Here is a 19,462-nt window from a genome sequence, read left to right as displayed (position 1 = left end):
AACGATGCATCGCCGATGGTAGTGTGGGGCTTCCCCATGTGAGAGTAGGTCATCGTCAAGATTCATTTCGCAAAACCCCTATCTGCGTGAGCAGGTAGGGGTTTTGTCTTTTCTGGCTTCGATCATTTTCGCTTCTGCTGCTCGAGCAGCGCCCTTCTGTGGGCCCTTTTCCTATGCAAGCCCCCGGGCCGTGGCTATCATGCCAGCCTAATTCCTAGTCGAGACTGGCATGCTGAAGTTGTTGAATCTCCTCAAGGATGGCCGGTTCCATTCCGGGCAGGCCCTCGGGGAAGCAATGGGGGTGAGTCGCAGCGCTGTGTGGAAGCAGCTGCAGCACCTGGAAAGCGAATTGAACCTTGTCATTCACAAGGTGCGAGGTCGTGGCTATCAATTGGCCGTGCCGCTGACTTTGCTCGACTCTCAGCTCATCCATGAGTATGCCGAGGGTGAGCGCTGGCCTCTTTGGGTTCACGAGACGATCGACTCCACCAATGCCGAAGCCCTGCGTTGCATCGCTGAGGGCGAGGTCGCTCCGTTTCTGGTGCTGGCGGAGCAACAGACTGCCGGTCGCGGCCGACGCGGGCGTCAATGGGTGAGTCCTTTCGCTGAGAACCTCTACTACAGCCTGGTACTGCGGGTCGAAGGCGGTATGCGTCAGCTTGAAGGGCTGAGTCTCGTGGTAGGTTTGGCAGTCATGCGTACTTTGCAGGCGTTCGGCCTGGATGGTGTCGGTTTGAAATGGCCGAATGATTTGCTTGTGGGTGAACGGAAGATTGCTGGAATCCTCCTGGAGCTTGTAGGAGATCCTGCGGATGTATGCCATGTGGTGCTGGGTATTGGCATCAATGTGAACATGCAGAGCACTGATCAGGTCGATCAGCAATGGACTTCGATGAGGCGTGAGACCGGTGTGTCGATAGATCGCAATCGCTTGGTCGCGCAACTCAACCAGCAGTTGCAGCATGAATTAGCCCGTCATCGTCGCTACGGTTTTGCGGCGTTCCAGGAGGAATGGGAACACGCAAACCTCTGGCAAGGGCGCAAGGTATCCCTGATTGCCGGAAACAACCGGATCGACGGTGTCGTACTTGGGGTCGACGGGCAGGGCGCCTTGCGCCTCGATGTCGAAGGTGTGGAAAAGAGCTTCAGTGCTGGAGAGCTCAGTTTGAGGTTGCGTGATGATTCTTGAGCTCGACTGCGGTAACAGCTTCATCAAGTGGCGTGTGATTCACGCCAGCGATGCGACCATTGTCGGTGGCGGCATCGTCGATTCCGATCAGGCTTTAGTGGCCGAGGTGTCGGCGTTGTCTTCCATGCGCCTCAGTGGCAGCCGCATGGTGAGTGTGCGCAGCGAAGAAGAAACCGAAGCGCTGTGCGCGCAGTTGGCGCAGCATTTTGGTGTTCAGGTGCGAGTTGCTCATCCTGCGCGTGAAATGGCAGGTGTGCATAACGGATACGACGATTACCAGCGCCTGGGTATGGATCGCTGGTTGGCAGCGCTCGGCGCTTACCATCTGGCAAAAGGGGCCTGTCTGGTGATTGATCTGGGCACCGCGGCCAAGGCGGACTTCGTCGCTGCGGATGGCCAGCACCTGGGTGGCTACATTTGTCCGGGTATGCCATTGATGCGTAGCCAGTTGCGGACTCATACCCGTCGGATCCGTTACGACGATGCTTCGGCTGAGCGGGCTTTGGCCAGTCTCGCCCCGGGGCGCTCAACTGTCGAAGCTGTCGAGCGCGGCTGTGTGCTGATGTTGCAGGGTTTTGTGCGCACGCAGATCGAGCAGGCCCAGGCGATATGGGGTGAGTCATTTACGGTATTCCTTACTGGGGGGGATGCCCCCTTGGTCCGAGATGCCATTCCTCGCGTTCGGGTGGTGCCCGATCTGGTCTTTGTCGGTTTGGCCATGGCCTGTCCATTGGGTTGAGGTGCCTATGCGTTGGTTGTTTCTGCTGTTGGTCGTGCTCAATGTTGCCTATTACGTCTGGCATCAGCAGGAGGCGCCCCTCAAGGCCAAGGAGGTTGCGCCTCTTTCCTTGTATAAAGGCAGTCAGCAAGAAATTCGCCTCTTGCGTGAGACAGGCGCTTCCGCGCCAGCCAGGCGTCGCGACGAATGCCTGGTAGTGGGCGGGGTGCAAACTCAAGAGCAGTTGGATGCTTTGCGTCAGCGTTTGGTAAGCCTGGATATTTCGACCGTCGTGGTGCCTGGCCAGTTGCCGGGAGCTGATGGGCGTTGGCTCAAAGTTGCGACCGAAAGCGAGCGTTTGCTGGATGTTGCGGTGCTCTCCAGTCTTTCCAAGGATTTCAAAGACTTAAAACACAAAATTATTTTGTGCGAGGGTATTGCAACTGGCGAATAGCTTGATAGAATGGCGCCCGCTTCGCAGGGAACACCACTGAGGTGGTAGGACCAGAAGCTGTTGTCAAAGTAGCTAACCTCAAGATTTTAATGAGAAAAAGCTTGACAGCAGGACGGCAAGAGTTGAAAATGCCGCCCACACTCAGGAGGGGTTCCCGAGTGGCCAAAGGGATCAGACTGTAAATCTGACGTCTTCGACTTCGAAGGTTCGAATCCTTCCCCCTCCACCAGTTTAGCGAGAGCTGCAGGCTCCGCGGGTATAGTTTAGTGGTAGAACCTCAGCCTTCCAAGCTGATGATGCGGGTTCGATTCCCGCTACCCGCTCCAAGTTTGCTGTTGTTGCACAAAGCGTTACGCTCTTGTAGCTCAGTTGGTAGAGCACACCCTTGGTAAGGGTGAGGTCAGCGGTTCAAGTCCGCTCAAGAGCTCCATATAAACAAGGCAGATATGAAAATATCTGCCTTTGTTTTATCGGTTGTAGTGACTATTTCTTCTGCGGAGGACTGTATCGATGGCTAAGGAAAAGTTTGATCGTTCCCTTCCCCACGTTAACGTCGGCACTATCGGCCACGTTGACCACGGTAAGACCACTCTGACTGCAGCTCTGACTCGCGTCTGCTCCGAAGTTTTCGGTTCGGCCGTCGTTGAGTTCGATAAGATCGACTCGGCTCCAGAAGAAAAAGCACGCGGTATCACCATCAACACCGCTCACGTCGAGTACAACTCGAACATTCGTCACTACGCTCACGTTGACTGCCCAGGTCACGCTGACTACGTGAAGAACATGATCACCGGTGCTGCCCAGATGGACGGCGCGATCCTGGTTTGCTCGGCCGCCGATGGTCCGATGCCACAAACCCGTGAGCACATCCTGCTGTCCCGTCAGGTTGGCGTTCCGTACATCGTGGTCTTCCTGAACAAGGCTGACCTGGTAGACGACGCTGAGCTGCTGGAACTGGTCGAGATGGAAGTTCGCGACCTGCTGTCCACCTACGACTTCCCAGGCGACGACACCCCGATCATCATCGGTTCGGCTCGTATGGCTCTGGAAGGCAAAGACGACAACGAAATGGGTACCAGCGCTGTTAAGAAGCTGGTTGAAACTCTGGATGCCTACATCCCTGAGCCAGTTCGTGCCGTTGACCAGCCGTTCCTGATGCCGATCGAAGACGTCTTCTCGATCTCGGGTCGTGGTACCGTTGTTACCGGTCGTATCGAGCGTGGTATCGTCCGCGTTCAAGACGCTCTGGAAATCGTTGGTCTGCGTCCAACCACCACCACCACCTGCACCGGCGTTGAGATGTTCCGCAAGCTGCTGGACGAAGGTCGTGCTGGCGAGAACTGCGGCGTCCTGCTGCGTGGCACCAAGCGTGACGAAGTTGAGCGTGGCCAGGTTCTGGTCAAGCCAGGTTCGGTCAAGCCGCACACCAAGTTCACCGCAGAAGTCTACGTTCTGTCGAAGGAAGAAGGCGGTCGTCACACTCCGTTCTTCAAAGGCTACCGTCCTCAGTTCTACTTCCGTACCACTGACGTGACCGGTAACTGCGAACTGCCGGAAGGCGTTGAAATGGTAATGCCAGGTGACAACATTCAGATGACTGTCACCCTGATCAAGACCATCGCAATGGAAGACGGTCTGCGCTTCGCTATCCGTGAAGGCGGTCGTACCGTCGGCGCCGGCGTCGTAGCGAAAATTATTGAATAAGTAGTTGATTTCTCATGATCAGGCCGGCATAATGGCCGGCCTGATACAGCGTTAAAGGTCAGTAGCTCAATTGGCAGAGCGACGGTCTCCAAAACCGTAGGTTGGGGGTTCGATTCCCTCCTGACCTGCCATTCACTTCGGTGTGATGGCTTTCTTCTCACAGGATCCTCCTCGATGACTCCCAAAACTGAAGCCCAAGAATCGCGTTTTGATCTGTTCAAGTGGCTGGCTGTTGTTGTATTGGTAGTCGTTGGTGTTGTGGGTAATCAATATTACTCCGCTTCTCCAATCCTGTATCGCGTCCTTGCACTTCTCGCCCTGGCTGCCGCTGCAGGCTTCGTTGCCTTGCAGACTGCGAAGGGTAAGTCGTTCTTTGCGCTGGCGAAGGAAGCTCGTACCGAGATCCGTAAAGTCGTGTGGCCGACCCGCCAGGAAACCACTCAAACCACGCTTATCGTTGTGGTTGTCGTGTTGGTTATGGCACTGCTGCTGTGGGGTCTTGATTCCCTGCTCGGCTGGGCGGTCTCCTTGATTGTTGGCTAAGGGTGTCCCGTGGCTAAGCGTTGGTACGTCGTGCATGCTTACTCGGGTTACGAGAAGCATGTGATGCGCTCTCTGATCGAGCGCGTCAAGCTGGCTGGCATGGAAGACGAGTTCGGCGAGATTCTGGTCCCGACCGAAGAAGTCGTTGAAATGCGTAACGGTCAGAAGCGCAAGAGCGAGCGCAAATTCTTCCCTGGCTACGTGTTGGTCCAGATGGAAATGAACGAAGGGACTTGGCACCTTGTCAAAGATACCCCTCGTGTCATGGGTTTCATTGGTGGTACCGCAGACAAGCCTGCGCCGATCACCGATAAAGAGGCTGAGGCTATCCTGCGTCGCGTTGCTGATGGTAGCGACAAGCCGAAGCCCAAGACGCTGTTCGAGCCGGGTGAAGTGGTTCGAGTCATTGATGGTCCGTTTGCTGACTTCAATGGCAGTGTCGAAGAGGTTAACTACGAGAAGAGCCGTCTGCAGGTTGCAGTGCTCATTTTCGGTCGCTCTACTCCGGTGGAGCTCGAGTTCAGCCAGGTCGAGAAGGTCTAGGCGAACGACGCATCCCATACCCCGCAGCCCTATGTGCTGCGGGGTTTTGTCGTCACTGGGATAAAACGCAAGTCATACGGGGAGCCATTTGGCGTTCGTACCCGATTTTGGAGTAGCTCATGGCTAAGAAGATTCAGGCTTACATCAAGCTGCAAGTTAAGGCCGGCCAGGCCAACCCAAGCCCACCCGTTGGTCCAGCACTGGGTCAGCACGGTGTGAACATCATGGAATTCTGCAAGGCCTTCAACGCCCGTACTCAGGGTCAAGAACCAGGTCTGCCGACTCCAGTGATCATCACTGTTTACAGTGACCGTAGCTTCACCTTCGAAACCAAGAGCACCCCTGCCTCGGTTCTGCTGAAGAAAGCTGCTGGCCTGACCAGTGGTTCGGCCCGCCCGAACACCGTTAAGGTCGGTACCGTTACCCGTGCTCAGCTGGAAGAGATCGCCAAGACCAAGCAGGCTGATCTGACTGCCGCTGACCTGGATGCAGCTGTGCGCACCATCGCCGGCTCTGCCCGTAGCATGGGCCTGAACGTGGAGGGTGTGTAATGGCTAAGCTGACTAAGCGCCAAAAGGCTATCGCCGAGAAAATCGAAGCAGGCAAGGCCTACAACTTCGAAGAGGCCGCAACTCTGCTGGCTTCGCTGCCGGCTGCCAAGTTTGTCGAGTCCTACGACATCGCCGTCAACCTCGGTGTTGACCCGCGTAAATCCGACCAGGTCGTTCGCAGCGCTACCGTGCTGCCGCACGGTACTGGCAAGACCGTTCGCGTTGCCGTCTTCACCCAGGGCCCAGCTGCTGAAGCTGCTCTGGCTGCCGGCGCTGACCGCGTAGGTATGGACGATCTGGCTGCCGAAATGAAAGGCGGCGACCTGAACTATGACGTCGTCATCGCATCGCCTGATGCCATGCGCGTTGTGGGTCAGCTGGGTCAGGTTCTGGGTCCTCGCGGCCTGATGCCGAACCCGAAAGTCGGTACCGTAACCCCAGACGTAGCCGGCGCCGTCAAGAACGCCAAGGCTGGTCAGGTTCGCTACCGTACCGACAAGAACGGTATCATCCACACCTCCGTTGGCAAGGTCGGCTTCGAACCTGGCAAGCTGAAGGAAAACGTTGAAGCCCTGATCGCCGATCTGAAGCGTATCAAGCCAGCTTCTTCGAAAGGTATCTACGTCAAGCGCGTTACCCTGAGCACCACCATGGGCCCAGGTCTGATCATCGATCAGAGCTCGCTGAACGTGTAATGCTCGGCCGGTGTGGCCCTGTCCGCACCGGCTGCTGAAAATTGGGGTCCCTGCCTGGCGGGGGCTATCCAAGACCGTAGGCGGCGAAAGCCTTAAACCACAAGCCTACGCAGATGGTGCTCCCGATTCGTTACCGAATCAGACACCAAAACGACATCCGGCCTCGGCTGGATGAAACGGTAAAAACCAGGAGTAAACCCGTGGCAATTAAACTCGAAGACAAGAAGGCCATCGTCGCTGAAGTCAACGAGGCTGCCAAAGTCGCTCTGTCCGCTGTCGTGGCCGATGCCCGTGGTGTGACTGTAGGCGCAATGACCGGACTCCGTAAAGAGGCCCGCGAAGCTGGCGTTTACGTACGTGTCGTACGTAACACCCTGCTCAAGCGCGCTGTTGAAGGCACCGAGTACTCGATCCTCAACGACGCGTTCAAAGGCCCGACCCTGATCGCTTTCTCCAACGAACACCCGGGCGCTGCTGCTCGTCTGTTCAAAGAGTTCGCCAAGGGTCAGGACAAGTTCGAGATCAAGGCAGCTGCGTTCGACGGCAAGTTCCTTGCCGCTAACCAGATCGACGTGCTGGCAACTCTGCCAACTCGCGACGAGGCTATCGCACAGCTGATGAGCGTAATCCAAGGTGCAACCAGCAAGCTGGCTCGTACCCTGGCAGCGCTGCGCGACCAGAAAGAAGCCGCTGCTGCCTAAGGCCGCGTAGTCTCTTTCGAAATCAAACGTTTAATTTGATAGCCGCGTAGGCTGTCACCCCAATACAGGAATTCATAGTCATGTCTCTGACTAACGAGCAAATCATCGAAGCGATCGGCCAGAAAACTGTTCTGGAAATTGTTGAACTGATCAAAGCGATGGAAGAAACCTTCGGCGTTACCGCTGCTGCCGCTGTTGCTGCTGCCCCTGCTGGTGGCGCTGCTGCCGCTGCTGAAGAGCAGACCGAGTTCAACGTCGTTCTGGCCGAAGCTGGCGACAAGAAGGTCAACGTGATCAAGGCAGTTCGTGAACTGACCGGTCTGGGCCTGAAAGAAGCCAAAGAGAAAGTAGACGGCGCTCCTGCTGTCATCGCTGAAGGCGTTTCGAAAGAAGCCGCTGAAGACGCGAAGAAGAAGCTGGAAGAAGCAGGCGCTAAAGTCGAGCTGAAGTAATTTCGACTTTGCGACTCCAGCCCGAGCGTTAAGCGAAAGGCTGACGGCTGGTGGCTTATGCCACCGGCCTTTTTCCGTTATTGGTGGCCGATCAGGTCGGCCCCGATAATGAGCTGTAAAACACCCAAGAGGGTGTGCAAACCATGGGGTTTGCAGATTTTCTGGCTGCTTCCGCTCGGGAGGAGCCAAACAAGCAGGTGACCAAGCTGGGGAACGCTGATGGCTTACTCATACACTGAGAAAAAACGTATCCGCAAGGACTTTAGCAAGTTGCCGGACGTCATGGATGTGCCTTACCTCCTGGCCATCCAGCTGGATTCGTATCGCGAATTCCTGCAGGCGGGAGCATCCAAGGATCAGTTCCGCGACGTCGGCCTGCACGCGGCCTTCAAATCGGTATTCCCGATCATCAGCTACTCCGGCAATGCTGCCCTGGAGTACGTCGGCTATCGCCTGGGCGAGCCGGCCTTCGATGTGAAGGAATGTGTCCTGCGTGGCGTGACATTCGCTGTCCCGCTGCGTGTGAAGGTGCGCCTGATCATCTTCGACAAGGAATCGTCGAACAAAGCGATCAAGGACATCAAAGAGCAAGAAGTCTACATGGGTGAAATCCCCCTGATGACTGAGAACGGTACCTTCGTTATTAACGGTACCGAGCGTGTAATCGTTTCCCAGCTGCACCGTTCGCCAGGTGTGTTCTTCGACCACGACCGTGGCAAGACTCACAGCTCCGGCAAGCTGCTGTACTCCGCCCGGATCATTCCTTACCGCGGTTCCTGGCTGGACTTCGAGTTCGACCCGAAGGACTGCGTGTTCGTGCGTATCGACCGTCGCCGCAAACTGCCGGCTTCGGTACTGCTGCGCGCACTGGGCTACAGCACCGAAGAAATCCTCAACACCTTCTACACCACCAACGTGTTCCACGTTTCCGGCGAAAAACTCAGCCTGGAACTGGTACCTCAGCGTCTGCGTGGTGAAGTTGCGGTCATGGATATCCATGACGGCAGCGGAAAGATCATCGTTGAGCAGGGCCGCCGTATCACCGCGCGCCACATCAACCAGCTTGAAAAAGCCGGCGTCAAGCAGTTGGACGTTCCGATGGAGTACGTCCTGGGCCGCACCACCGCCAAGGCTATCGTGCACCCGGCCACCGGCGAGATCCTGGCTGAATGCAACACCGAGCTGACCACTGAGCTGCTGATCAAGGTCGCCAAGGCTCAGGTCGTACGCATCGAAACCCTGTACACCAACGACATCGACTGCGGTCCGTTCATTTCGGATACCCTGAAGATCGACACCACCAGCAACCAGCTGGAAGCTCTGGTGGAAATCTACCGCATGATGCGTCCAGGCGAGCCACCAACCAAGGATGCCGCCGAGACCCTGTTCAACAACCTGTTCTTCAGCGCCGAGCGTTACGATCTGTCCGCCGTTGGCCGCATGAAGTTCAACCGTCGTATCGGTCGTACCGAGATCGAAGGTTCGGGCGTGTTGAGCAAGGAAGACATCGTTGATGTTCTGAAGACCCTGGTCGATATCCGTAACGGCAAGGGCATCGTCGATGACATCGACCACCTGGGTAACCGCCGCGTCCGTTGCGTCGGTGAGATGGCCGAGAACCAGTTCCGTGTTGGCCTCGTGCGCGTCGAGCGTGCGGTCAAGGAACGTCTGTCGATGGCCGAAAGCGAAGGCCTGATGCCGCAGGACCTGATCAACGCCAAGCCGGTCGCGGCGGCGGTGAAGGAGTTCTTCGGTTCCAGCCAGCTCTCGCAGTTCATGGACCAGAACAACCCGCTTTCCGAGATCACCCACAAGCGCCGCGTCTCCGCGCTCGGCCCAGGTGGTCTGACCCGTGAGCGTGCAGGCTTCGAAGTCCGTGACGTACACCCGACCCACTACGGCCGTGTGTGCCCGATCGAGACTCCTGAAGGTCCGAACATCGGTCTGATCAACTCCCTGGCGGCCTATGCCCGCACCAACCAGTACGGCTTCCTGGAAAGCCCGTACCGCGTGGTGAAGGAAGGCGTCGTCACCGACGACATCGTGTTCCTGTCCGCCATCGAAGAGGCCGATCACGTGATCGCCCAGGCTTCGGCTGCGATGAACGAGCAGAAGCAACTGATCGACGAGCTGGTTGCCGTACGTCACCTGAACGAATTCACCGTCAAGGCGCCGGAAGACGTCACCCTGATGGACGTTTCGCCGAAGCAGGTTGTTTCCGTCGCTGCCTCGCTGATCCCGTTCCTCGAGCACGACGACGCCAACCGTGCATTGATGGGTTCGAACATGCAGCGTCAGGCTGTTCCGACCCTGCGCGCCGACAAGCCGCTGGTAGGTACCGGCATGGAGCGCAACGTCGCCCGTGACTCTGGTGTCTGCGTCGTTGCTCGTCGCGGCGGTGTGATCGACTCGGTCGATGCCAGCCGTATCGTCGTGCGTGTAGCCGATGACGAAGTCGAAACCGGCGAAGCCGGTGTGGATATCTACAACCTGACCAAGTACACCCGTTCGAACCAGAACACCTGCATCAACCAGCGTCCGTTGGTGAGCAAGGGCGATGTGGTCGCGCGTGGCGACATCATGGCCGACGGTCCGTCCACCGACATGGGTGAGCTGGCGCTGGGTCAGAACATGCGCATCGCGTTCATGGCGTGGAACGGCTTCAACTTCGAAGACTCCATCTGCCTGTCCGAGCGTGTGGTTCAGGAAGATCGCTTCACCACCATCCACATCCAGGAACTGACCTGTGTGGCGCGTGACACCAAGCTTGGCCCAGAGGAAATCACCGCGGACATCCCGAACGTGGGTGAGGCTGCGCTGAACAAGCTGGACGAAGCCGGTATCGTCTACGTGGGTGCTGAAGTCGGCGCTGGCGACATCCTGGTCGGTAAGGTCACTCCGAAAGGCGAGACCCAGCTGACTCCGGAAGAAAAACTGCTGCGTGCGATCTTCGGTGAGAAGGCTAGCGATGTAAAAGACACCTCCCTGCGCGTGCCGACTGGCACCAAGGGTACTGTCATCGACGTTCAGGTCTTCACCCGTGACGGTGTTGAACGCGACAGCCGCGCCCTGGCCATTGAGAAGATGCAGCTGGACGAGATCCGCAAGGACCTCAACGAAGAGTTCCGCATCGTCGAAGGCGCGACCTTCGAGCGTCTGCGTGCAGCCCTGAACGGCCAGGTGGTCGACGGTGGCGCGGGCCTGAAGAAAGGCACCGTGATCACTGACGACGTCTTGAACGGTCTGGAGCACGGCCAGTGGTTCAAACTGCGTATGGCCGAAGATGCGCTGAACGAGCAGCTGGAGAAGGCTCAGCAGTACATCGTCGATCGCCGTCGTCTGCTGGACGACAAGTTCGAAGACAAGAAGCGCAAGCTGCAGCAGGGCGATGACCTGGCACCGGGCGTACTGAAGATCGTCAAGGTCTACCTGGCTATCCGCCGCCGCATCCAGCCGGGCGACAAGATGGCAGGCCGTCACGGTAACAAAGGTGTGGTCTCCGTGATCATGCCGGTCGAAGACATGCCGCACGACGCCAACGGTACTCCGGTCGACGTCGTTCTGAACCCGCTGGGCGTACCATCGCGTATGAACGTCGGTCAGATCCTTGAAACCCACCTGGGCCTCGCGGCCAAGGGGCTGGGCGAGAAGATCGATCGCATGATCGAAGAGCAGCGCAAAGCCGCTGAGCTGCGCAGCTTCCTGACCGAGGTCTACAACGAGATCGGCGGTCGTCAGGAAAACCTGGACGAGTTCTCGGACGAAGAGATCATCGCTCTGGCCAACAACCTGAAGAAAGGCGTGCCGATGGCTACTCCGGTCTTCGACGGTGCCAAAGAGCGTGAGATCAAGGCCATGCTGAAGCTGGCCGACATGCCTGAGAGCGGCCAGATGGTCCTGTTCGATGGCCGTACCGGCAACAAGTTCGAGCGTCCTGTGACCGTCGGTTACATGTACATGCTCAAGCTGAACCACTTGGTGGACGACAAGATGCACGCGCGTTCCACTGGTTCGTACAGCCTGGTTACCCAGCAGCCGCTGGGTGGTAAGGCGCAGTTCGGTGGTCAGCGTTTCGGGGAGATGGAAGTGTGGGCGCTGGAAGCATACGGCGCGGCATACACCCTGCAAGAAATGCTCACAGTGAAGTCGGACGACGTGAACGGCCGTACCAAGATGTACAAGAACATCGTGGATGGCGATCACCGTATGGAGCCGGGCATGCCCGAGTCCTTCAACGTGTTGATCAAAGAGATCCGTTCGCTCGGTATCGATATCGATCTGGAAACCGAATAACACGTGACGCGAAGGGGAGCGGGGCAGGTATTGCCCGCTTCCTGCTCCGCCAGGAGGAAAGGCCTTGAAAGACCTACTGAATTTGCTGAAAAACCAGGGTCAAGTCGAAGAGTTCGACGCCATCCGCATCGGTCTGGCGTCGCCTGAAATGATCCGTTCGTGGTCGTTCGGTGAAGTTAAGAAGCCGGAAACCATCAACTACCGTACGTTCAAGCCTGAGCGTGACGGCCTGTTCTGCGCCAAGATCTTTGGCCCAGTCAAGGACTACGAGTGCCTGTGCGGCAAGTACAAGCGCCTCAAGCACCGCGGCGTCATCTGCGAGAAGTGCGGCGTTGAAGTCGCTCTGGCCAAGGTTCGTCGTGAGCGCATGGCGCACATCGAGCTGGCCTCGCCGGTCGCCCATATCTGGTTCCTGAAGTCGCTGCCGTCCCGTATCGGCCTGCTGATGGACATGACCCTGCGTGACATCGAGCGCGTGCTCTATTTCGAGAGCTATGTCGTTATCGATCCAGGTATGACCACCCTCGAGAAGGGTCAGTTGCTCAACGATGAGCAATACTTCGAAGCGCTGGAAGAGTTCGGTGACGACTTCGACGCCCGCATGGGTGCCGAGGCTGTTCGCGAGCTGCTGCACGCTATCGACCTGGAACACGAGATCGGTCGCCTGCGTGAAGAGATTCCGCAGACCAACTCGGAAACCAAGATCAAGAAGCTGTCCAAGCGCCTGAAGCTGATGGAAGCTTTCCAGGGCTCGGGTAACCTGCCTGAGTGGATGGTCCTGACCGTTCTGCCGGTTCTGCCGCCGGACCTGCGTCCGCTGGTTCCGCTGGACGGCGGTCGCTTTGCGACTTCCGATCTGAACGACCTGTATCGTCGGGTGATCAACCGTAACAACCGTCTGAAGCGCCTGCTCGATCTGTCGGCCCCGGACATCATCGTGCGCAACGAAAAGCGCATGTTGCAGGAAGCGGTGGACGCCCTGCTGGACAACGGCCGTCGCGGTCGCGCCATCACTGGCTCGAACAAGCGTCCGCTGAAGTCCCTGGCTGACATGATCAAAGGTAAGCAAGGTCGCTTCCGTCAGAACCTGCTCGGTAAGCGCGTGGACTACTCCGGTCGTTCCGTAATTACCGTAGGTCCGACCCTGCGTCTGCACCAGTGCGGTCTGCCGAAGAAGATGGCCCTGGAGCTGTTCAAGCCGTTCATTTTCGGCAAGCTGGAAATGCGTGGTCTGGCGACCACCATCAAGGCCGCCAAGAAGATGGTCGAGCGTGAGCTGCCGGAGGTGTGGGACGTCCTCGCCGAGGTGATCCGCGAACACCCCGTACTGCTCAACCGTGCACCGACCCTTCACCGTCTGGGTATCCAGGCGTTCGAACCGGTGCTGATCGAAGGTAAGGCCATTCAGTTGCACCCGCTGGTGTGTGCCGCGTACAACGCCGACTTCGACGGTGACCAGATGGCCGTTCACGTACCGCTGACGCTGGAAGCCCAGCTGGAAGCGCGCGCGCTGATGATGTCGACCAACAACATCCTGTCGCCTGCCAACGGTGAGCCGATCATCGTACCTTCCCAGGACGTCGTTCTGGGTCTGTACTACATGACTCGTGAAGCCATCAACGCCAAGGGCGAAGGTCGTGTGTTCGCCGACCTGCAGGAAGTCGACCGCGTATTCCGCGCCGGCGAGGCTGCACTGCACGCCAAGATCAAGGTTCGTATCAACGAGACCGTGAAAGAGCGTGACGGTAGCATCGTCAAAAACACCCGTATCGTCGACACCACCGTCGGCCGTGCGCTGTTGTTCCAGGTAGTGCCTGCCGGCCTGCCGTTCGACGTCGTCAACCAGTCGATGAAGAAAAAGGCGATCTCCAAGCTGATCAACCAGTGCTATCGCGTGGTAGGTCTGAAGGAAACCGTCATCTTCGCTGACCAGCTGATGTACACCGGCTTTGCTTACTCGACCATCTCCGGCGTTTCGATCGGTGTTAACGACTTCGTTATCCCGGACGAAAAGGCGCGCATCATCGGTACCGCCACCGACGAAGTGAAGGAGATCGAGAGCCAGTACGCCTCCGGCCTGGTAACCCAGGGCGAGAAGTACAACAAGGTCATCGACTTGTGGTCCAAGGCGAACGACGAAGTGTCCAAGGCGATGATGGCCAACCTCTCGAAAGAGAAGGTCATCGACCGCGAAGGCAAGGAAGTCGAGCAAGAGTCCTTCAACTCGATGTACATGATGGCTGACTCCGGTGCGCGGGGTTCCGCTGCCCAGATCCGTCAGTTGGCCGGTATGCGTGGTCTGATGGCCAAGCCGGACGGCTCCATCATCGAGACGCCGATCACCGCGAACTTCCGTGAAGGTCTGAGCGTACTGCAGTACTTCATCTCGACCCACGGTGCTCGTAAAGGTCTGGCGGATACCGCACTGAAGACCGCGAACTCCGGTTACCTGACCCGTCGTCTGGTCGACGTGGCGCAGGATCTGGTCGTGACCGAGATCGACTGCGGCACCGATCAGGGTCTGCTGATGACCCCGCACATCGAAGGTGGCGACGTTGTAGAGCCGCTGGGTGAGCGTGTACTGGGTCGAGTCATCGCCCGTGACGTGTTCAAGCCAGGCACCGAGGACGTCATCGTTCCGGCCGGTACCCTGGTCGACGAGAAGTGGGTCGAGTTCATCGAACTGAACAGCATCGACGAAGTGGTCGTTCGTTCGCCGATCAGCTGCGAAACCCGCTACGGCATTTGCGCCAAGTGCTATGGTCGTGACCTGGCTCGTGGTCACCAGGTGAACATCGGTGAAGCTGTCGGCGTTATCGCTGCGCAATCGATCGGTGAGCCGGGTACCCAGCTGACCATGCGTACGTTCCACATCGGTGGTGCTGCGAGCCGTACCTCGGCTGCTGACAGCGTCCAGGTGAAGAACGGCGGTATGGTTCGTCTGCATAACCTCAAGCAGGTGGAGCGTGCTGATGGCAACCTGGTTGCCGTGTCCCGTTCCGGCGAGCTGGCCATTGCCGACGAATTCGGTCGTGAGCGTGAGCGCTACAAGCTGCCTTACGGTGCGGTGATTTCGGTCAAGGAAGGTGAAAAGGTCGAAGCTGGCGCCATCGTCGCCAAGTGGGACCCGCACACCCACCCGATCGTTACCGAACTCAAAGGTACCGTGACCTTCGTGGGCATGGAAGAAGGCATCACCATCAAGCGTCAGACCGACGAACTGACCGGCCTGACCAACATCGAAGTGATGGACGTCAAGGATCGCCCTGCCGCAGGCAAGGAAATCCGTCCGGCGATCAAGATGGTCGACGCTGCTGGTAAGGACCTGTACCTGCCGGGCACTGACGTGCCTGCCCAGTACTTCCTGCCGGCCAACGCCCTCGTCGGTGTGGCTGACGGTGCACAGATCGGTGTGGGTGACGTTATCGCGCGTATTCCGCAAGAAACGTCCAAGACCCGTGACATCACCGGTGGTCTGCCGCGCGTTGCCGACCTGTTCGAAGCGCGTCGTCCGAAAGAAGCCTCGATTCTGGCTGAAGTCAGCGGCACCATCGCATTCGGTAAAGAGACCAAGGGCAAGCGCCGTCTGGTCATCACTCCGACCGATGGCAGCGATCCGTACGAAGAGCTGATTCCGAAGTGGCGCCACCTGAACGTCTTCGAAGGCGAACAGGTAAACCGCGGCGAAGTTATCTCCGACGGCCCGAGCGATCCGCACGACATCCTGCGTCTGTTGGGTGTAAGCGCGTTGGCCAAGTACATCGTCAACGAGATCCAGGACGTTTACCGCCTGCAGGGCGTGAAGATCAACGACAAGCACATCGAGACCATCCTGCGTCAGATGCTGCGTAAAGTTGAGATTACCGAGTCCGGCGACTCCAGCTTCATCAAGGGCGACCAGATGGAACTGACCCAGGTGCTGGTCGAGAACGAGCGTCTCGCTAGCGAAGACAAGTTCATCTCGAAGTTCTCGCGTGTTCTGCTGGGTATCACCAAGGCCTCGCTGTCGACCGAGTCGTTCATCTCCGCGGCTTCCTTCCAGGAAACCACCCGCGTACTGACCGAAGCGGCCGTCACCGGCAAGCGCGACTACCTGCGCGGCCTGAAGGAGAACGTGGTCGTGGGTCGTCTGATCCCGGCCGGTACCGGTCTGGCTTATCACAGCGAGCGTAAGCGTCGCCGTGATGCCGACAAGCCGCTGCGCGTTAGTGCCAGTGAGGTGGAAGCCGCACTGACCGAAGCGCTGAACTCCAGCGGTAACTAAGAACAGGGCAGGGCCCCGGCTCATCCTCCAGGGTCATCGGCGACATGAATTGTTGCCGATGACCGGACGGGGAGGGCCGGGGCCTCGTCTTGACTGGGTGCAAGATCCTCTTTAGACTTTTGTACCCTTAAATTTGGTGAGGCTCCGTCTCGCCAATTTTTGGCTTTCTTGCAAGACAATAGCGTCGCAAGACAATCAGTGGAGCTAGTAGATGGCAACTATCAACCAGCTGGTACGTCAGCCGCGTAAGCGTACCGTCGAGAAATCCGACGTACCTGCGCTGCAGAACTGCCCGCAGCGTCGTGGCGTGTGCACCCGTGTGTACACCACCACGCCGAAAAAACCTAACTCGGCACTGCGTAAAGTATGCCGTGTGCGTCTGACCAACGGTTTCGAGGTTTCCTCGTACATCGGTGGTGAAGGCCACAACCTGCAAGAGCACAGCGTCGTCCTGATCCGTGGCGGCCGTGTAAAAGACTTGCCAGGTGTTCGTTACCACACCGTTCGCGGCTCTCTGGATACTTCGGGCGTTAAAGGCCGTAACCAGGGTCGTTCGAAGTACGGTACCAAGCGTCCGAAGTAATCGGTCGTTTGCAGACATCCATTTATTTGAGTCGATAAGAGTAAGGTCGGGCAGGGGTCGAAGACCCGCGTCCCGGGCTAACCTGAAGACCGTTTGAGGGCTTATCATGCCAAGACGTCGTGTAGCAGCAAAACGTGAGATTCTGGACGATCCGAAGTACGGATCCCAGATCCTCGCCAAGTTCATGAACCACGTGATGGAAAGCGGCAAGAAGGCTGTAGCCGAGCGCATCGTTTACGGTGCCCTGGATACCGTCAAAGCACGCAAGAACAGCGACCCCCTGGAAATCTTCGAGAAAGCTCTCGACGCCATCGCTCCGCTGGTCGAAGTCAAGTCCCGCCGTGTAGGCGGTGCTACTTACCAGGTTCCGGTTGAAGTTCGTCCATCCCGTCGTAACGCTCTGGCAATGCGCTGGCTCGTAGACTACGCCCGCAAGCGTGGCGAGAAGTCCATGGCTCTGCGCCTGGCCGGTGAACTGCTGGATGCTGCTGAAGGCAAGGGTGCTGCAGTCAAGAAGCGTGAAGACGTGCACCGTATGGCCGAGGCCAACAAGGCATTCTCGCACTACCGCTTCTAATTCAAGCATCAATCTTTTTGCGAGGGCTTTATGGCTCGTACTACAGCAATTAACCGCTACCGTAACATCGGTATCTGCGCGCACGTTGACGCGGGCAAGACTACCACTACCGAGCGGATCCTGTTCTACACAGGTCTGAGCCACAAAATGGGCGAGGTGCATGATGGCGCCGCGACCACCGACTGGATGGTGCAGGAGCAGGAGCGCGGTATCACCATTACCTCCGCTGCCGTTACCACCTTCTGGAAAGGCTCCAAAGGTCAGTACGACAACTACCGCGTAAACGTCATCGATACCCCCGGCCACGTTGACTTCACCATTGAAGTAGAGCGTTCGCTGCGTGTGCTCGACGGCGCGGTCGTCGTATTCTGCGGTACCTCTGGCGTTGAGCCTCAGTCTGAAACCGTATGGCGTCAGGCTAACAAGTACGGCGTTCCACGTGTTGTCTACGTGAACAAGATGGACCGTGCTGGTGCCAACTTCCTGCGTGTAGTTGGTCAGATCAAGAACCGTCTGGGTCATACCCCGGTTCCGATCCAGCTGGCTATCGGCGCTGAAGACGACTTCCAGGGTCAGGTCGACCTGATCAAGATGAAAGCCATCTACTGGAACGAAGACGACAAGGGCACCAGCTACCGCGAGGAAGAGATTCCTGCTGAGCTGGTCGACCTGGCCAACGAATGGCGCAACAACATGGTTGAGGCTGCTGCCGAGGCCAGCGAAGAGCTGATGAACAAGTACCTTGAAGAAGGTGAATTGTCCGTCGAAGAGATCAAGGCTGGTCTGCGCGCCCGTACCCTGGCGAGCGAGATCGTTCCTGCGGTCTGCGGCTCTTCCTTCAAGAACAAGGGTGTTCCCCTGGTTCTCGACGCCGTTATCGACTTCCTGCCAGCTCCAACCGAGATTCCAGCGATCAAGGGTATCCACCCTGACCTGGCTGAGACTCCGAAGGACGAGATCACCGAAGAGCAGTTCGATGAGCGTCACGCCGACGACAACGAGCCGTTCTCCGCTCTGGCATTCAAGATCGCTACCGACCCGTTCGTAGGTACTCTGACCTTCGTTCGTGTCTACTCGGGCGTTCTGAACTCCGGCGACTCGGTTATCAACTCGGTCAAAGGCAAGAAAGAGCGCGTTGGTCGTATGGTGCAGATGCACGCGAACCAGCGTGAAGAGATCAAGGAAGTTCGCGCTGGCGACATCGCGGCCCTGATCGGCATGAAAGACGTCACCACTGGTGAAACCCTGTGCGACGCCGACAAGCCAATCATTCTTGAGCGTATGGACTTCCCGGAGCCGGTTATTTCGGTAGCTGTTGAGCCGAAGACCAAGCAAGACCAGGAAAAGATGGGTATCGCACTGGGCAAACTGGCCCAGGAAGACCCGTCGTTCCGCGTCAAGACCGACGAAGAAACCGGCCAGACCATCATCTCCGGTATGGGTGAGCTGCACCTGGACATCATCGTTGACCGCATGAAGCGCGAGTTCAACGTTGAAGCCAACATCGGCAAGCCGCAGGTTTCGTACCGCGAGAAGATCACCAAGTCCAACGTCGAGATCGAAGGTAAGTTCGTACGTCAGTCGGGTGGTCGTGGTCAGTTCGGTCACTGCTGGGTTCGCTTCTCCGAGCCGGACGTGGACGCACAGGGCAACATCACTGAAGGCCTGGTGTTCTCGAACGAAGTCGTTGGTGGTGTGATTCCGAAGGAATACATCCCTGCGATCCAGAAGGGTATCGAAGAGCAGATGAAGAACGGCGTTGTTGCCGGCTATCCGCTGATCGGTCTGAAGGCCGCGGTATTCGACGGTTCGTACCACGACGTCGACTCCAACGAAATGGCGTTCAAGATCGCTGCTTCGATGGCAACCAAGCAACTGGCCCAGAAGGGTGGTGGCGTGGTCCTCGAGCCGATCATGAAGGTCGAAGTTGTAACTCCGGAAGACTACCTGGGTGACGTGATGGGTGACCTGAACCGTCGTCGTGGTCTGGTCCAGGGTATGGAAGATTCGGTCTCTGGCCGTGTCGTCCGTGCTGAAGTTCCGCTCGGAGAGATGTTCGGTTACGCAACCGACGTTCGTTCCATGTCTCAGGGTCGCGCAAGCTACTCCATGGAATTCTCCAAATACGCCGAAGCTCCGTCGAACATCGTCGAAGCACTCGTTAAAAAACAAGGCTAATCCCCTTTAGGCAAGAG

The 19,462-nt window shown here is 57.7% G+C and carries 15 protein-coding genes and 4 tRNA genes; all 19 read left to right on the top strand.

Annotated elements, in window-relative coordinates:
- Nucleotides 1-229: 229 nt before the first annotated feature.
- The 19 genes from birA (at nucleotide 230) to fusA (ending at nucleotide 19,445) form a co-directional block, all read left to right on the top strand.
- Entirely contained in the window at nucleotides 230-1,189 is a 960-nt protein-coding gene (gene birA / locus ACNFCH_RS14830) for a bifunctional biotin--[acetyl-CoA-carboxylase] ligase/biotin operon repressor BirA (RefSeq protein ID WP_337159590.1), read from the top strand.
- Nucleotides 1,179-1,928, top strand: coding sequence for a pantothenate kinase (locus ACNFCH_RS14825; protein WP_337159591.1), 750 nt, complete (start codon nucleotides 1,179-1,181; stop codon nucleotides 1,926-1,928). Before birA ends, ACNFCH_RS14825 begins: the two co-directional genes overlap by 11 nt.
- 7 nt (nucleotides 1,929-1,935) lie before the next feature.
- On the top strand, nucleotides 1,936-2,361 hold the full coding sequence (locus ACNFCH_RS14820; RefSeq protein WP_337159593.1) for a hypothetical protein: 426 nt from the start codon (nucleotides 1,936-1,938) through the stop codon (nucleotides 2,359-2,361).
- A 144-nt stretch (nucleotides 2,362-2,505) separates the two neighbouring features.
- Nucleotides 2,506-2,590, top strand: a tRNA-Tyr gene (locus ACNFCH_RS14815).
- A 23-nt stretch (nucleotides 2,591-2,613) separates the two neighbouring features.
- Nucleotides 2,614-2,687, top strand: a tRNA-Gly gene (locus ACNFCH_RS14810).
- 28 nt (nucleotides 2,688-2,715) lie between these two features.
- Nucleotides 2,716-2,791: transfer RNA gene (locus ACNFCH_RS14805), tRNA-Thr, on the top strand.
- Nucleotides 2,792-2,871: 80 nt separating this feature from the next.
- Complete coding sequence (gene tuf / locus ACNFCH_RS14800) at nucleotides 2,872-4,065, top strand: elongation factor Tu (protein WP_099593972.1); 1,194 nt, start codon at nucleotides 2,872-2,874, stop codon at nucleotides 4,063-4,065.
- A 55-nt stretch (nucleotides 4,066-4,120) separates the two neighbouring features.
- Nucleotides 4,121-4,196, top strand: a tRNA-Trp gene (locus tag ACNFCH_RS14795).
- A gap of 43 nt (nucleotides 4,197-4,239) precedes the next feature.
- Nucleotides 4,240-4,608, top strand: coding sequence for a preprotein translocase subunit SecE (secE, locus tag ACNFCH_RS14790; protein WP_337159594.1), 369 nt, complete (start codon nucleotides 4,240-4,242; stop codon nucleotides 4,606-4,608).
- Nucleotides 4,609-4,617: 9 nt separating this feature from the next.
- Nucleotides 4,618-5,151 carry a transcription termination/antitermination protein NusG gene (gene nusG / locus ACNFCH_RS14785; RefSeq protein WP_011531880.1) on the top strand — a complete coding sequence of 178 codons (534 nt, stop codon included), beginning with the start codon at nucleotides 4,618-4,620 and terminating at the stop codon, nucleotides 5,149-5,151.
- Nucleotides 5,152-5,270: 119 nt separating this feature from the next.
- Nucleotides 5,271-5,702 (top strand): 50S ribosomal protein L11, encoded by a 432-nt coding sequence (gene rplK, locus ACNFCH_RS14780; RefSeq protein WP_070094635.1) that lies wholly within the window; start codon nucleotides 5,271-5,273, stop codon nucleotides 5,700-5,702.
- A complete protein-coding gene (gene rplA, locus ACNFCH_RS14775) occupies nucleotides 5,702-6,397 on the top strand; it encodes a 50S ribosomal protein L1 (protein WP_416743031.1) in 696 nt (231 codons plus the stop codon). The genes rplK and rplA overlap by 1 nt, the downstream gene beginning before the upstream one ends.
- A gap of 200 nt (nucleotides 6,398-6,597) precedes the next feature.
- On the top strand, nucleotides 6,598-7,098 hold the full coding sequence (gene rplJ / locus ACNFCH_RS14770) for a 50S ribosomal protein L10 (protein WP_043215352.1): 501 nt from the start codon (nucleotides 6,598-6,600) through the stop codon (nucleotides 7,096-7,098).
- Nucleotides 7,099-7,178: 80 nt separating this feature from the next.
- Nucleotides 7,179-7,550 carry a 50S ribosomal protein L7/L12 gene (rplL, locus tag ACNFCH_RS14765; RefSeq protein ID WP_043215349.1) on the top strand — a complete coding sequence of 124 codons (372 nt, stop codon included), beginning with the start codon at nucleotides 7,179-7,181 and terminating at the stop codon, nucleotides 7,548-7,550.
- Nucleotides 7,551-7,769: 219 nt separating this feature from the next.
- Nucleotides 7,770-11,843, top strand: coding sequence for a DNA-directed RNA polymerase subunit beta (rpoB, locus tag ACNFCH_RS14760; RefSeq protein ID WP_070094632.1), 4,074 nt, complete (start codon nucleotides 7,770-7,772; stop codon nucleotides 11,841-11,843).
- Between the two features lie 64 nt (nucleotides 11,844-11,907).
- Nucleotides 11,908-16,107 carry a DNA-directed RNA polymerase subunit beta' gene (gene rpoC / locus ACNFCH_RS14755; RefSeq protein WP_337159598.1) on the top strand — a complete coding sequence of 1,400 codons (4,200 nt, stop codon included), beginning with the start codon at nucleotides 11,908-11,910 and terminating at the stop codon, nucleotides 16,105-16,107.
- 211 nt (nucleotides 16,108-16,318) lie between these two features.
- The gene (gene rpsL / locus ACNFCH_RS14750; RefSeq protein WP_003257088.1) at nucleotides 16,319-16,690 is read left to right on the top strand and encodes a 30S ribosomal protein S12; all 372 of its coding nucleotides are present in this window, start codon (nucleotides 16,319-16,321) and stop codon (nucleotides 16,688-16,690) included.
- 106 nt (nucleotides 16,691-16,796) lie between these two features.
- Nucleotides 16,797-17,267: a 30S ribosomal protein S7 gene (rpsG, locus tag ACNFCH_RS14745; RefSeq protein WP_003246741.1), complete on the top strand. Its 471-nt coding sequence runs from the start codon at nucleotides 16,797-16,799 to the stop codon at nucleotides 17,265-17,267.
- 30 nt (nucleotides 17,268-17,297) lie between these two features.
- Nucleotides 17,298-19,445 carry an elongation factor G gene (gene fusA / locus ACNFCH_RS14740; RefSeq protein WP_196165008.1) on the top strand — a complete coding sequence of 716 codons (2,148 nt, stop codon included), beginning with the start codon at nucleotides 17,298-17,300 and terminating at the stop codon, nucleotides 19,443-19,445.
- The last annotated feature ends 17 nt before the right edge of the window (nucleotides 19,446-19,462 follow it).

It is taken from the genome of Pseudomonas sp. NY15354 (assembly GCF_048068075.1).
In the GTDB taxonomy this organism is placed as follows: Bacteria; Pseudomonadota; Gammaproteobacteria; order Pseudomonadales; family Pseudomonadaceae; genus Aquipseudomonas; species Aquipseudomonas guariconensis_C.
Note: the sequence above shows the minus strand (reverse complement) of the source record. Positions and strands in the feature narration are given on the sequence as shown.